The organism is Streptomyces roseirectus, assembly GCF_014489635.1.
Taxonomy (GTDB): Bacteria; Actinomycetota; Actinomycetes; order Streptomycetales; family Streptomycetaceae; genus Streptomyces; species Streptomyces roseirectus.
Window position 1 is genome coordinate 7,926,208 of the sequence record NZ_CP060828.1, and the last position, 13,060, is coordinate 7,939,267.

The following is a 13,060-nucleotide window of genomic DNA, read 5'->3' on the forward strand; positions in this document are numbered from 1 at the left end:
TCCGTCGGCCCCCGCCCTGGAGCCGGCCCCTGCGCATCGGCTGACGCCGCCCCGGCACCGCCCGGCGTGAACCGGGCGGCACTGGTGCGGCGTCGTGGTCGTGCTCAGTACGCGGCGACCGGCCTCCACTCCTTTGCCGGTCCCTGGTCTTTCGTCGGCCTCCGTCTCTTCGCCGGTCCACGGCCCTTCGTCGGTCCCCGCGCTGGAATCAGCCGGTGCGCATCGGCGACGCCGCCCCGGCGCCGGCCGGCGTGAACCGGGCGGCGTCGGAGCGGCGTCGGGGGCGGGTCAGTGCGCGGCGACCGGCTTCCGCTCCGCCGCCGGCCCATGGTTCTTCGTGACCGGCCTCCGTCCCGCCCCCGCCCCACGGCTCTTCAGCGCCGTGCCCAGCAACACCGCGCCCAGTCCGATCGCCGCCCACCAGGTCAGGGTGAGCGCGGGGGTGAGGGACGCGGCGCCGTCGAAGAAGGAGACCGAGCGCAGGAGGGTCGCGCCGGCGCCGGGCGGCAGCCACTGGCCGATCGTGCCGGCCGGGGCGGGCAGCATCTCGGGGGCCGAGGAGGCGCCGGAGAAGGGGTTGCCGATCAGCATCACCGTCGCGGCGACCACGCTGATCGCGGCCCGCCCCGCCAGCGCGGCGGCTCCGGCGACCGCCGCGCTCACCGCCAGCGTCGCGAGGGACAGCGCGCCGGCCTCCGCCCACCAGTCACCGGTGAGGGCACCGAGCCAGCCGCCCGCGATCCCCGCGGCGACGGCCCCGACCAGCGCGGCGGACCCGACCAGCGCCGCCACGGCCGTCCACCCGGCCAGCCCCAGCAGCGCCACCACCGCGCCGGCCGCGATCCCCGCCATCGCCAGCGGCAGCACGCTCGCGGTCAGCGCCGCGCCCCTCGGATCCGACGCCGGCGCGGCGACCACGTCCACCGTCCGGACCTCGGCCCCCCGCGCCGCCGCCTGCTCCTGGACGGCCGCTTGGAGCAACTGCGCGACGACGGGACTCGCCGCCGACGCCGTCAGCAGCTGAAGCCCTCGCGGGGTGACGACGACGGCCCCGTACACCTCCCGTGCCTCGATCGCGTCCCGCGCGGCGGCCTCGTCGGCGTACCGGTGGACCTCGAACGCCCCCTTCCGCTCCCGCAGTTGCCCCTCGACCTGGGCCACCGCCGCCGCCGGCCCCGCCACCCCCAGCGGCAGATCCCGAGGACCCGACCGAGCGGCCGGCCACGCGAACGCCGCCAGCGCGACGGCGGCGAGCAGCGGAACGACCAGCAGGACGGCGACGAGATGCCGGCGCACGAGGCCGCCGCCGGACGCGGGCGCACCGGACGGTCCGGCCGCCCCGGCGTGCGCGCTTCCCCTTGCGGCGACGTCCGTTCCCGTCTCCGCCCTGTCGACCTGTGTGCTCTGCATCTCGGCCCCCTAAAAAGAAGGATCGTTCGTTTTACGGTGAGACCACCGTGCTCCCGAGACGCGGCGCTTGTCAAGAAGGAACGTTCGTTTTAAGTTGAGGAGCATGGCCCGTGTATCCCAGGCGCACCTCGACGCCCGCCGCCGTCAGATCCTCGACGCGGCCGAACGCTGCTTCGCCCGCAACGGCTTCCACGCGACGTCGATGCAGGACGTACTGAAGGAGGCGGACCTCTCGGCGGGGGCGGTGTACCGCTACTTCAGCGGCAAGGACGAGCTGATCCGGGCGATCGTCGCCGAGGCGATCGCCGTGCTGGGGGAGGTGTACGGCACGGCGGCGGAGGAGACCCCGCCCCCGCTTCCGGACGAACTCGTGGTGCGGGCGGTGGCGAGGATGCGGACGACACGGCCCGTGCTGACGGAGGACGGGGAGTGGCAGTTCCCGCGCGTGATGATCCAGGCGTGGACGGAGGTCCTGCGCAACGGGGAACTGGCGGCGCAGGTGGCGGACGGCTACCTGCGGGTGCGGAAGGCGTGGGCGGACATCATGAACGGCTACAAGGCCGCCGGCATCGTCCCGCAGGACGCGAACGCCGACGCGATGGCCCGCGTGATGATCGCGACGGCACAGGGACTGGTGACCCAGATCGCCGTCCTGGGCCTGCCCGCGAGCGAGATGGAGCAGACGCTCGCGGAGGGCCTGCGGGCGCTGATGAGCGTGCGCGACCCGCGTCCCTGACCCCCTCCGGAGGGTCACGGCTCGGTTAACGTCCCTGAAACGCGTCCCAACTAGCCTCCGATCACGCCACCAGGGCTTTTCCCGTGGCAGCGGCAGCCGGACCCCGCACGGTCCGGCGCGAGGAGGTGAGGTGTGACGTGCAACTGACCCCGCACGAGCAGGAGAGGCTGCTGATCCATGTGGCGGCCGACGTCGCCGAGAAGCGGCGCGCGAGGGGCGTGAAGCTCAACCACCCCGAGGCGGTCGCCCTGATCACCTCGCACATCCTTGAGGGCGCCCGCGACGGCCGCACCGTCGCCGAACTCATGGCGTCCGGCCGCAAGATCCTGACCAGGGACGACGTCATGGAGGGCATCCCCGAGATGATCCACGACGTGCAGGTCGAGGCGACCTTCCCGGACGGCACGAAGCTCGTCACCGTCCACGACCCGATCGTCTGAGGGGCGCCGCGATGATTCCCGGAGAGATCCTGTTCGAGGACGGCCCGATCGTCTACAACGCGGGCCGCGAGGTCACCCGGCTGACCGTCCTCAACGCCGCCGACCGCCCCGTGCAGGTCGGCTCCCACTACCACTTCGCCGAGGCCAACCCGGGCCTGGAGTTCGACCGCGCCGCCGCCCGCGGCCTGCGGCTGAACGTCGCCGCCGGGACGGCCGTCCGCTTCGAACCGGGAATCCCCGTCGACGTCGAACTCGTCCCGCTGGCCGGCGCCCGGATCGTGCCGGGGCTGCGCGGGGAGACCGGAGGTGCCCTCGATGCCTGAGATCTCACGCGCCGCCTACGCCGACCTGTTCGGCCCCACGACCGGCGACCGCATCCGCCTCGCGGACACCGACCTGCTGATCGAGATCGAGGAGGACCGCTCCGGCGGCCCCGGACTCGCCGGCGACGAGGCCGTGTTCGGCGGCGGCAAGGTCATCCGCGAGTCCATGGGCCAGGCCCGCGCCACGCGCGCGGACGGCACCCCGGACACCGTCATCACGGGCGCGGTGATCGTCGACCACTGGGGCATCGTCAAGGCGGACATCGGCATCCGCGACGGCCGCATCACCGGCATCGGCAAGGCCGGCAACCCCGACACCATGGACGGCGTCCACCCCGACCTCGTCATCGGCCCCGAGACCGAGGTCATCGCGGGCAACGGCCGGATCGTCACGGCCGGCGCGGTCGACGCGCACGTCCACTTCATCTGCCCGCAGATCGCCGACGAGGCCCTGTCGGCCGGCGTCACCACCCTGGTCGGCGGCGGCACCGGGCCCGCCGAGGGCTCCAAGGCGACGACCGTCACCCCCGGACCCTGGCACCTCGCCCGGATGCTGGAGGCGATGGAGCACTACCCCCTCAACATCGGCTTCCTCGGCAAGGGCAACACCGTCTCCCACGAGGCGATGCTCTCCCAGATCCGCGGCGGCGCCCTCGGCCTGAAGCTCCACGAGGACTGGGGCTCGACCCCGGCCGTCATCGACGCGTCCCTCACCGTCGCCGACCAGACCGGCATCCAGGTCGCCATCCACACCGACACGCTGAACGAGGCCGGGTTCGTCGGCGACACCCTCGCCGCGATCGCCGGACGCGGCATCCACGCGTACCACACCGAGGGCGCCGGCGGCGGGCACGCGCCGGACATCATGACGGTCGTCTCGCAGGCCAACGTCCTGCCCAGCTCCACCAACCCGACCCGCCCCTACACCGTCAACACCGCCGAGGAACACCTCGACATGCTGATGGTCTGCCACCACCTCAACCCGGCCGTCCCCGAGGACCTGGCCTTCGCCGAGTCCCGGATCCGCCCCTCCACCATCGGCGCGGAGGACGTCCTGCACGACCTCGGCGCGATCTCGATCATCTCCTCCGACGCCCAGGCCATGGGCCGCGTCGGCGAGGTGATCCTGCGCACCTGGCAGACCGCCCACGTCATGAAGCGCAGGCGCGGCGCCCTCCCCGGCGACGGCCGCGCCGACAACCACCGCGTACGCCGCTACGTCGCCAAGTACACGATCAACCCGGCGATCGCCCAGGGCCTCGCCCACGAGATCGGCTCCGTCGAGACCGGCAAGCTCGCCGACCTCGTCCTGTGGGAGCCCGCGTTCTTCGGCGTCAAACCCCACCTCGTCGTCAAGGGCGGCCAGATCGCCTACGCGCAGATGGGCGACGCCAACGCCTCCATCCCGACCCCGCAGCCGATCCTGCCGCGCCCCATGTACGGCGCGATCGGCCGCGCCCCGGCCGCCAACTCCCTCAACTTCGTGGCCCGGTTGGCGATCGAGGACGGTCTGCCGGAACGGCTCCAGCTCGGCAAGCGGTTCGTCGCGATCGAGTCGACGCGCGCGGTCACCAAGGCCGACATGCGCGAGAACGACGCCCGTCCCGACGTCCGCGTCGACCCCGACAGCTTCGCCGTGCACATCGACGGCGAGCTGGTCGAGGCGACCCCGGCCGCCGAACTGCCCATGGCCCAGCGCTACTTCCTGTTCTGATGTCCAGGGCAGCGCTGTTGATCCTCGCCGACGGCCGCTTCCCCGCCGGAGGCCACGCGCACTCCGGCGGGGCGGAGGAGGCCGTGAGAGCGGGGCGGATCACGGGAGTCGAGGATCTGGAGGCGTTCTGCCGGGGGCGCCTGCACACGGCGGGGCTCGTGTCGGCGTCCCTCGCCGCTTCGGCGGCGGCGGGGGTCGACCCGGTGGCGCTGGACGAGGCGACCGACGCCCGAACTCCCGCACCGGCGCTGAGAGTCGCCTCCCGCAAGCTGGGGCGCCAACTGATGCGCGCCGCCCGCGCGACCTGGCCGAACCCCGAACTCGACGCCCTGGCCCGGGAGTTCCCCAAGGGGGCCCACCAGCCCGTGGTGTTGGGGGTGACGGCCCGTGCGGCGGGCCTCGGCCCCCGGGACGCGGCGTACTGCGCGGCGTACGAGAGCGTGAGCGGACCGGCGAGCGCGGTGGTACGCCTGCTGAGCCTGAACCCGTTCGACGCGACCGGCGTGCTGGCGCGGCTGGCGGCGGAGCTGGACATGGTCGTGGACCGTGCCGTCGAAGCCGCCTCCCTCCGGGACCCGGACGCGTTGCCGGCCTCGTCGTCCCCTCTCCTGGAACTGGGAGCGGAGATGCACGCGAGCCGGTCGGCCCGCCTCTTCGCGTCGTGAGGACGTCACGCGAAGCCGATTCACCTGATCACCATCCAGCCCCCCGGCCTCCAGGAGCCGCCCCGTGCACCTCGACCACCCCCACTCCCACGCCACCGCCCTCAGCGCCGACGCCCACCGCCCCGACGGCACCCGCCGCGCCCTGCGGATCGGACTCGGCGGCCCCGTCGGCTCCGGCAAGACCGCCACCGTCGCCGCCCTCTGCCGCGAGTTGCGCGACGAGCTGAGCCTCGCCGTCGTCACCAACGACATCTACACCCGCGAGGACGCCGAGTTCCTGCTCAGGGAGGCCGTGCTGCCCCCGGAGCGGATCTCGGCCGTCGAGACCGGCGCCTGCCCGCACACCGCGATCCGCGACGACATCTCCGCCAACCTCGAAGCCGTCGAGGACCTGGAGGACACCGTCGGCCCCCTCGACCTCGTCCTCGTCGAGTCCGGCGGCGACAACCTCACCGCGACCTTCTCCAAGGGCCTGGTCGACGCGCAGATCTTCGTCATCGACGTGGCCGGCGGGGACGACATCCCCCGCAAGGGCGGCCCCGGTGTCACCACCGCCGACCTCCTGGTCGTCAACAAGACCGACCTCGCCCCGCACGTCGGCTCCGACCTCGCCCGGATGGCCGCCGACGCGAAGGCGCAGCGGGCTGAACTCCCGGTCGTCTTCCAGTCGTTGAGGAGCGAGGCGGGTGTCGCGGACGTCGCCGCGTGGGTGCGGGCGCAGGTGCGCGCGTGGACGGCGTAACGGCGACCGCCCGGCTGCGGGCCACCCCCGACGGGCGCGGCGGCACCGCCCTGCCCGTCCTGGAGAGCGACGGCCCCCTCGCCCTGCGCCGCACCCGGGGCGAACACCCCGGCGAAGCGAAGGCGTTGCTGGTCGGCGCGATGAGCGGCCCGCTCGGCGGCGACCGCTTCCGCGTCGAGGCCGACATCGAGGCCGGCGCCCGGCTCGCCGTGGGCTCCGCCGCCGCGACCATCGCGCTGCCGGGCCAGCACAAGGGCGAGGCGCGGTACGCCGTGCGGCTGCGGGTGGCCGGTGAACTCCGGTGGCTGCCCGAGCCGTTGATCTCCGCGAACGGCAGCGACCTGTACGTCACGACGCGCGTCGACCTCGCCGAGGGCGCGCGTCTGGTGTTCCGCGAGGAGCAGATCCTCGGCCGCTCCGGCGAGGAACCCGGGCGCCTCACCAGCCGGTTGACCCTGCGCGTCGGTGAACGCCCCGTCCTGGACCAGGAGTTGGCGTGCGGTCCCGGCGCGCCCGGCGGCTGGGACGGCCCCGCCGTGCTCGGCGGTCACCGGGCCGTGGGCCAACTCCTCGTCGTCCGGCCCGAGTTCGCGCACACCCCGGTGCCGGCCACGGTGCTCGCGGACGGCGCCGCCACTATCGTCCCGCTGACCGGGCCCGCCGCTCTCGTGACCGCGCTCGCCCCCGACGGGCTGGTGCTGCGACGGGTGCTGGACGCGGCGCTCGGCGAACTCGGGTAGGAGAACCGGCGAAGAACGGCAGCCGACCCCTGTTCACAGGAAACGCACAACTGACAGGATCCCTGTACTGATTCATCAACTTCAGCACAGGAGACGGCCTTTGATATCCCGCAGACCGACGAGAACGATGAAGCCGGCGAACCGGACCTTCGCGTTAGGCTCCGCCGGAGTACTCGTGACGGCGACCCTGCTGGCCGGCGCCGTCACCGCGCCCACCGCGAGCGCCACCACGGGCGGCCACCACGGCAAGGACCGGGAAGCCGTCGGCACCGCGATCGCCGCCGCGCGGGCCGCGAGAGCCGGCATCGACTGGCAGGACTGCCCCGCGAGTTGGGGCCTGGAGAAGCCCATCCAGTGCGGCTGGGTGACCGTCCCGGTCGACTACGCCAAGCCCCACGGCAAGCAGATCAAGCTCGCCGTCGACCGCATCGCCCACACCGGGACGCCCGAGGAACGTCAGGGCGCGCTCCTCTACAACCCCGGCGGCCCCGGCTCCTCCGGGCTGCGCTTCCCGCGCCGCGTCACCACCAAGGCGCCCGTGTGGGTCAACACCGCCAAGGCGTACGACTTCGTGGGCTTCGACCCGCGCGGCGTCGGCAAGTCCGCGCCGATCTCCTGCGTCGACCCGCAGGAGTTCGTGAAGGCGCCCAAGATGGACCCCGTACCCGACTCCGAGGCCGACAAGCGCGCCCAGCGCAAGCTCGCCCGCGAGTACGCCGAGGGGTGCGCCGAACGCGGCGGCGCCCTGCTGCCGCACCTGACGACCGCGAACAGCGCGCGCGACCTCGACGTCATCCGCGCCGCGCTCGGCGAGAAGAAGCTCAACTTCCTCGGCGCGTCCTACGGCACCTACCTCGGCGCGGTCTACAGCACCCTGTTCCCGACCCACGTGCGCCGGATGGTGTTCGACAGCGTCGTGAACCCCTCGAAGGAGAAGATCTGGTACCAGGCCAACCTGGACCAGGACGTCGCCTTCGAGTCCCGCTGGCGCGACTGGCAGGACTGGGTCGCCGCCAACGACGCCGCCTTCCACCTCGGGACCACGCGCGACCAGGTCCAGGCGAAGTGGCTGAAGCTGCGCGCCGACGCGAAGAAGAGCCCGCTCGGCGGGGTCGTCGGACCGGCCGAGCTGATCGGCGCCTTCCAGCTCGCCCCGTACTACGACGCGCAGTGGGCGCCCGCCGCCACGCTCCTCAGTGAGTACTTCGCCGGGAACCCCCAGGCCGTGATCGACGCCGCCGCGCCCGACCTCTCCGACACGGCCGGCAACATCGCCGCCGAGAACGGCAACGCCGTCTACACGGCCGTCGAGTGCGCGGACGCCAAGTGGCCGACGGACTGGCGCACCTGGGACCGGGACAACACCCGGCTGCACAAGGACCACCCGTTCATGACGTGGTCCAACGCCTGGATGAACCTGCCCTGCGCGACCTGGTCCACGAAGCAGGGGCCGCCGGTGGAGGTGCGCACCGGCAAGGGGCTGCCGCAGACGCTCATCGTGCAGGCCGAGCGCGACGCCGCCACGCCGTACGAGGGCGCCGTCGAACTCCACAAGCGCCTCAAGGGCTCCCGCCTCATCACCGAGAAGAACGCGGGCAACCACGGCGTGACCGCCCTGGTCAACTCCTGCGTCAACCAGCGCGTGGACGCCTACCTCCTGCGCGGGACGCTGGACGCGGCCGACGTCGTGTGCGAACCGCACGCGGTGCCCAAGCCGTGATTCGTGAGGGCGGACCGGAGCCACCGGCCCGCCCTCGTCTCAACTCAGCGGCAGCCGCGGGAACTTCTGCGCCTCCGCCTTCGCGACCGCCGCGTACTGGTCCACGTACTCCTGCCCCGACAGCGTCAGGATCGCGTACATGATCTCGTCGGTGACGGCCCGCAGGATCGCCTTCTCGTGCTCCATCCCGGCGTACCGCGAGAAGTCCAGCGGCTTCCCGAACCGGATCGTCACCGGCCGCAGACTCGGGAATCGCTGCCCCGGCGGCTGCGCCTCGAACGTCCCGATCATCGCGCACGGCACCACGGGCACCCCGGCGGTCAGCGCCATCACGGCGACCCCGACCTTCCCCTTGTAGAGCCGCCCGTCGTGCGACCGGGTCCCCTCGGGGTAGATCCCCAGCAGCTCCCCCTTGGAGAGCACCCCCAGCCCCTCCCGGATCGCGGCCTGCCCCGCCTCCTTCCCCGACCGGTCGACGGGAATCTGCCCCGCGCTGCGGAAGAACGCCGCCGTCAGCCGCCCCCGCACCCCCGGCCCGGTGAAGTACTCGGCCTTCGCGAGGAACGTGATCCGCCGCTTGATGACCGCCGGCATCAGGAAGTGGTCGGAGAACGACAGATGGTTGCCCGCGACGATCGCCGCCCCGTCCTCCGGCACATGCTCAAGCCCCTCGATGCGCGGCCGGAACAACCCCCTCAACAACGGGCCCAGCAGCACGTACTTCAACAGCCGATAGAACAAGGCCCGCTCCTCGCCCCGACGTTCCGGCAGGTCAGCCGGTACACAAAGTGGGGTCAGTGTAGGCGGGGCGAGTGACTTCGGGAACGGACCGCACCCGAACGTCCCCACGCCCCGCCCACGATCAGCTCAACACCCTCCCCAACGCCGCGAGCGCCGACCGCAGTTCCTCCTCCGTCACACACAGCGGCGGGGCGATCCGGATCGTCGAACCGTGCGTGTCCTTCACCAGAACCCCCTCCCGCATCAGCCGTTCGCTGATCTCACGGCCGGTGCCGAGCGCCGGATCCACATCCACGCCCGCCCACAGCCCCCGCGCCCGGAAGCCCACGACCCCACGGCCCACCAGGCCGGCCAGCCCCTCGCGCAGGACGACGCCCAACTCCGTGGCCCGGCTCTGGAACTCGCCCGTCTCCAGCAGCTCGACCACGGCCGTGCCGACCGCCGCCGCGAGGGGATTGCCGCCGAACGTCGAGCCGTGCTCCCCGGGACGCAGCACCTCAAGCACCTCCCGCCGCCCCACGACCGCCGACACCGGCACGATGCCCCCGCCGAGCGCCTTGCCCAGCAGCACCGCGTCGGGGACGACGCCCTCGTGCCCGACGGCGAGCGTGTGCCCCGTCCGCCCGAGCCCCGACTGGATCTCGTCCGCGATGAACAGGCACCCCGCGCGCCGGGTCAACTCCCGTACACCGGTGAGGTATCCGTCGTCCGGGATCAGGACGCCCGCCTCGCCCTGGATCGGCTCGATCAGCACCGCCGCCGTCGTCTCGTCGATCGCCGCCTCCAGCGCCGCGAGGTCGTTGTACGGGACGATCCGGAAGCCCGGCGTGAAGGGCCCGAAACCGGCGCGGGCCGTCTCGTCGGTGGAGAAGCTGACGATCGTCGTCGTCCGGCCGTGGAAGTTGTCGGCGGCGACGACGATGGTCGCCTGGTCGGCGGGGACGCCCTTCACGTCGTACGCCCACTTGCGGGCCAGCTTGATGCCGCTCTCGACCGCCTCGGCGCCCGTGTTCATCGGGAGCATCATGTCGTAGCCGGTCAACTCGACCAGCCGACGGGCGAATTCGGCGAGCCGGTCGTTGTGGAAGGCGCGCGAGGTGAGTGTCAGCCGGTCCAGCTGGCGGTGGGCCGCCTCGATCAGCGCGGGGTGGCGGTGGCCGAAGTTCAGCGCCGAGTAGCCGGCCAGCAGGTCGAGGTAACGGTGGCCGTCGACGTCCTCGACCCAGGCGCCCTCCGCGCGGGCCACGACGACGGGCAGCGGGTGGTAGTTGTGCGCGAGGACGGGCTCCTCGGCGCTGATCAGCTCGGCAGAGGTACGCGGGTCGGACACGGTCGTCATCAGCGGATCTCCTGGGTGCAGCACTTGATGCCGCCGCCGGCCTTGTGGAACTCGGACAGGTCGACGGGGACGGGGACGTAGCCGTGGTCGGCGAGCCGCGCGGCCAGCGCCTCGGCGCGCGGGGCGATGAAGACGTGCCGGCCGTCGGAGACGGAGTTCAGGCCGAACGCCAGCGCGTCGTCCCGGGTCGCGAGGACCGCGTCCGGGTACAGCGCCGCCAGCACCTCGCGGCTGCCCGGCGAGAACGCCTCGGGGAAGTAGGCGATGTTGTCGTCGTCCAGGACGAACAGCGCGGTGTCCAGGTGGTAGAAGTACGGGTCGGTCAGCGTCAGCGCGATCACCGGCCGGCCGAAGAACTCCTGCGCCTCGCGGTGCGCCTCCCGCGTCGTGCGGAACCCCGTCCCGGCGAGCAGGTAGCGGCCCGTCCAGACGAGGTCGCCCTCGCCCTCGACGACGTGCTCCGGACGCCGCACGTCGTAGCCGGCGGACTTGAACCAGGTGTCGTAGTGGACGGACTCGGGGCGCCGCTCGGGCGCGTGGAACAGGGCGCCCAGCACCCGGCCGGCGACGACCACCGCCGAGTTCGCGGCGAACACCATGTCGGGCAGGCCGGGCGCGGGCTCGACGCTGTCGACGGTGTGGCCGTGGGCGCGGTAGGCGCGGATCAGCGACTGCCACTGCTCCTGCGCGAGATCGACGTCCACGGGCTTGTCGGGGTGCATCCACGGGTTGATCGCGTACCGCACGGCGAAGTGTCTGGGTTCGCAGACGAGAAAGCGCCGGGGGCGCGCCACACGGGAGTCGGACACAGAGGGGTTCCTCCGCATTTCCTGTGAAATCTACGAGGTGTGATCAACGGTAGGAACTCGCCCGCACGCGGTACAAGTGATCGACGTTGCGTGTCGGCGCAGGAATGCTGCGTGTTCAAGCCTCTTCGCGCACGTCCGGTGCGGGCTGGCTGGCGCCCGCCTCCGGAGCCTCCGGCAGCAGGTGCGACAGCACCATCACACTGATCGTCTTGCGGATGAACGGCTCCGTCCGGATCCGCTCCAGGACCTCCTCGAAGTGCCCCACGTCCCGCGCCCGCACGTGCAGCAGGGCGTCCGCCCCGCCCGTCACCGTCATCGCCGCCACGATCTCCGGATGGTTGCGCACCACCTCCGCGAGCCGCCGAGGGGGCGCGGCGCCCTCGCAGTACACCTCCACATACGCCTCCGTGCGCCACCCCAGCGCCGACGGCCGCACCGTCGCCGTGAACCCCGTGATCACCCCGGTCTCCCGCAGCCGGTCCACCCGCCGCTTCACCGCCGTCGGCGACAGCCCGACCGCCGCCCCGATCTCCGCGAAACTGGTCCGCGCGTTCGCCATCAGCGCCGTGACGATCTTCCGGTCCAGACCGTCGAACGAGGGCGCGCCAGAATTCATGCGGGCACTGTATCCAGCGACAACACGTGCACCCGCCGGCCGGAACCCCAACGGCCTACATGTGTGCACAACCCCCGTTCCCCCCGGTAGGCCCTGTCGCCAGATTTCCACCTGCCGGGCGGCGCCTGGCACGCGCATCTGCGGCGTTGTCGTCGGTTGCCGACGCTCCGCGTCGCCGCCCTCCTCCGCCTTGCAGCTGCACGCACCAGGCGCCGCCCGGCCCGCCCTGCGGGCGGACGGTGCAAATCTGGCGACAGGGCCTACACTCCCCATTCATGCTGCGAGCCCTCGCCGTCGACGACGAACGCCCCTCCCTGGAGGAGCTGCTGTACCTGCTCAACGCCGATCCGCGGATCGGCAGTGTCGAGGGCGCGGGGGACGCGACCGAGGCGTTGCGGCGGATCAACCGGGCGCTGGAGTCGGGGCCCGGGGGGCCCGAGGCCATCGATGTGGTGTTCCTCGATATTCAGATGCCCGGGTTGGACGGGCTTGATCTCGCGCGGCTGCTCACCGGGTTCGCGCAGCCGCCGCTGATCGTGTTCGTCACCGCCCACGAGGACTTCGCGGTGCAGGCGTTCGACCTGAAGGCCGTCGACTACGTCCTCAAGCCGGTCCGCAAGGAACGCCTCGCCGAGGCCGTGCGCCGCGCCGCCGAACTGCGCGGCGCCACCCCGCACATCCCCGTCCACGAACCCGACCCCGACCACCTCCCCGTCGAACTCGGCGGCGTCACCCGCTTCGTCTCCGTCGACGACATCACCCACGTCGAGGCCCAGGGCGACTACGCCCGTCTGCACACCGGGCAGGGCAGCCACCTCGTCCGCATCCCCCTGTCGACCCTGGAGGAGCGCTGGCGCGCACGCGGGTTCGTGCGCATCCACCGCCGCCACCTGGTCGCCCTGCGCCACATACGGGAACTGCGCCTGGACGCCGGCACGGTGAGCGTCCTCGTCGGCTCCGAGGAACTTCAGGTCAGCCGCCGGCACGCGCGCGAACTGCGGGACCTGCTGATGAGGAGAACGTGAAGACCCCCCACCGCCCGCCGACGGCGAGGAGACTCTGACA

The 13,060-nt window shown here is 72.5% G+C and carries 14 protein-coding genes; 9 read left to right on the forward strand and 5 right to left on the reverse strand.

Annotated features, from left to right (window positions below; translation table 11 throughout):
- Nucleotides 1–288: 288 nt before the first annotated feature.
- Nucleotides 289–1,410, reverse strand: coding sequence for an ABC transporter permease (locus IAG44_RS34260; protein WP_246562244.1), 1,122 nt, complete (start codon nucleotides 1,408–1,410; stop codon nucleotides 289–291).
- A 103-nt stretch (nucleotides 1,411–1,513) separates the two neighbouring features.
- On the opposite strand from IAG44_RS34260, the gene IAG44_RS34265 reads away from it, so the two are divergent.
- From IAG44_RS34265 to IAG44_RS34300, 8 genes are all read left to right on the forward strand, one after another.
- Nucleotides 1,514–2,146: a TetR/AcrR family transcriptional regulator gene (locus tag IAG44_RS34265; protein WP_187750951.1), complete on the forward strand. Its 633-nt coding sequence runs from the start codon at nucleotides 1,514–1,516 to the stop codon at nucleotides 2,144–2,146.
- 137 nt (nucleotides 2,147–2,283) lie between these two features.
- Nucleotides 2,284–2,586, forward strand: coding sequence for an urease subunit gamma (locus tag IAG44_RS34270; protein WP_187750952.1), 303 nt, complete (start codon nucleotides 2,284–2,286; stop codon nucleotides 2,584–2,586).
- An 11-nt stretch (nucleotides 2,587–2,597) separates the two neighbouring features.
- Complete coding sequence (locus tag IAG44_RS34275; protein WP_187750953.1) at nucleotides 2,598–2,909, forward strand: urease subunit beta; 312 nt, start codon at nucleotides 2,598–2,600, stop codon at nucleotides 2,907–2,909.
- A complete protein-coding gene (locus IAG44_RS34280) occupies nucleotides 2,902–4,623 on the forward strand; it encodes an urease subunit alpha (protein ID WP_187750954.1) in 1,722 nt (573 codons plus the stop codon). Before IAG44_RS34275 ends, IAG44_RS34280 begins: the two co-directional genes overlap by 8 nt.
- Nucleotides 4,623–5,288 (forward strand): urease accessory protein UreF, encoded by a 666-nt coding sequence (locus IAG44_RS34285; protein WP_187750955.1) that lies wholly within the window; start codon nucleotides 4,623–4,625, stop codon nucleotides 5,286–5,288. The genes IAG44_RS34280 and IAG44_RS34285 overlap by 1 nt, the downstream gene beginning before the upstream one ends.
- 64 nt (nucleotides 5,289–5,352) lie before the next feature.
- Nucleotides 5,353–6,030 carry an urease accessory protein UreG gene (gene ureG, locus IAG44_RS34290; protein WP_187750956.1) on the forward strand — a complete coding sequence of 226 codons (678 nt, stop codon included), beginning with the start codon at nucleotides 5,353–5,355 and terminating at the stop codon, nucleotides 6,028–6,030.
- Entirely contained in the window at nucleotides 6,018–6,770 is a 753-nt protein-coding gene (locus IAG44_RS34295; protein WP_187750957.1) for an urease accessory protein UreD, read from the forward strand. Before ureG ends, IAG44_RS34295 begins: the two co-directional genes overlap by 13 nt.
- Before the next feature lie 127 nt (nucleotides 6,771–6,897).
- Nucleotides 6,898–8,490 (forward strand): alpha/beta hydrolase, encoded by a 1,593-nt coding sequence (locus tag IAG44_RS34300; RefSeq protein ID WP_187750958.1) that lies wholly within the window; start codon nucleotides 6,898–6,900, stop codon nucleotides 8,488–8,490.
- Between the two features lie 39 nt (nucleotides 8,491–8,529).
- Here the strand turns inward: IAG44_RS34300 and IAG44_RS34305 are convergent, their stop codons facing one another.
- The 4 genes from IAG44_RS34305 to IAG44_RS34320 form a co-directional block, all read right to left on the reverse strand.
- On the reverse strand, nucleotides 8,530–9,231 hold the full coding sequence (locus IAG44_RS34305) for a lysophospholipid acyltransferase family protein (RefSeq protein WP_187750959.1): 702 nt from the start codon (nucleotides 9,229–9,231) through the stop codon (nucleotides 8,530–8,532).
- Nucleotides 9,232–9,352: 121 nt separating this feature from the next.
- Nucleotides 9,353–10,570: an ornithine--oxo-acid transaminase gene (gene rocD / locus IAG44_RS34310; protein ID WP_246562246.1), complete on the reverse strand. Its 1,218-nt coding sequence runs from the start codon at nucleotides 10,568–10,570 to the stop codon at nucleotides 9,353–9,355.
- On the reverse strand, nucleotides 10,570–11,379 hold the full coding sequence (gene ddaH, locus IAG44_RS34315; protein ID WP_187750960.1) for a dimethylargininase: 810 nt from the start codon (nucleotides 11,377–11,379) through the stop codon (nucleotides 10,570–10,572). The genes rocD and ddaH overlap by 1 nt, the downstream gene beginning before the upstream one ends.
- Nucleotides 11,380–11,494: 115 nt before the next feature.
- Nucleotides 11,495–11,995, reverse strand: a complete 501-nt coding sequence (locus tag IAG44_RS34320) for an Lrp/AsnC family transcriptional regulator (RefSeq protein ID WP_187750961.1) — start codon at nucleotides 11,993–11,995, stop codon at nucleotides 11,495–11,497.
- Between the two features lie 275 nt (nucleotides 11,996–12,270).
- Here IAG44_RS34320 and IAG44_RS34325 point away from each other — a divergent pair, with 275 nt between their 5' ends.
- On the forward strand, nucleotides 12,271–13,020 hold the full coding sequence (locus IAG44_RS34325; RefSeq protein WP_187750962.1) for a LytR/AlgR family response regulator transcription factor: 750 nt from the start codon (nucleotides 12,271–12,273) through the stop codon (nucleotides 13,018–13,020).
- The last annotated feature ends 40 nt before the right edge of the window (nucleotides 13,021–13,060 follow it).

What these genes read in the sequence shown, in the direction of transcription:
- IAG44_RS34260 (WP_246562244.1), bottom strand. Translation starts at nt 1,410, where the DNA reads ATGCAGAGCACACAGGTCGACAGGGCGGAGACGGGAACGGACGTCGCC.
- IAG44_RS34265 (WP_187750951.1), top strand. Translation starts at nt 1,514, where the DNA reads ATGGCCCGTGTATCCCAGGCGCACCTCGACGCCCGCCGCCGTCAGATC.
- IAG44_RS34275 (WP_187750953.1), top strand. Translation starts at nt 2,598, where the DNA reads ATGATTCCCGGAGAGATCCTGTTCGAGGACGGCCCGATCGTCTACAAC.
- IAG44_RS34280 (WP_187750954.1), top strand. Translation starts at nt 2,902, where the DNA reads ATGCCTGAGATCTCACGCGCCGCCTACGCCGACCTGTTCGGCCCCACG.
- IAG44_RS34285 (WP_187750955.1), top strand. Translation starts at nt 4,623, where the DNA reads ATGTCCAGGGCAGCGCTGTTGATCCTCGCCGACGGCCGCTTCCCCGCC.
- IAG44_RS34300 (WP_187750958.1), top strand. Translation starts at nt 6,898, where the DNA reads ATGAAGCCGGCGAACCGGACCTTCGCGTTAGGCTCCGCCGGAGTACTC.
- rocD (WP_246562246.1), bottom strand. Translation starts at nt 10,570, where the DNA reads ATGACGACCGTGTCCGACCCGCGTACCTCTGCCGAGCTGATCAGCGCC.
- IAG44_RS34320 (WP_187750961.1), bottom strand. Translation starts at nt 11,995, where the DNA reads ATGAATTCTGGCGCGCCCTCGTTCGACGGTCTGGACCGGAAGATCGTC.
- IAG44_RS34325 (WP_187750962.1), top strand. Translation starts at nt 12,271, where the DNA reads ATGCTGCGAGCCCTCGCCGTCGACGACGAACGCCCCTCCCTGGAGGAG.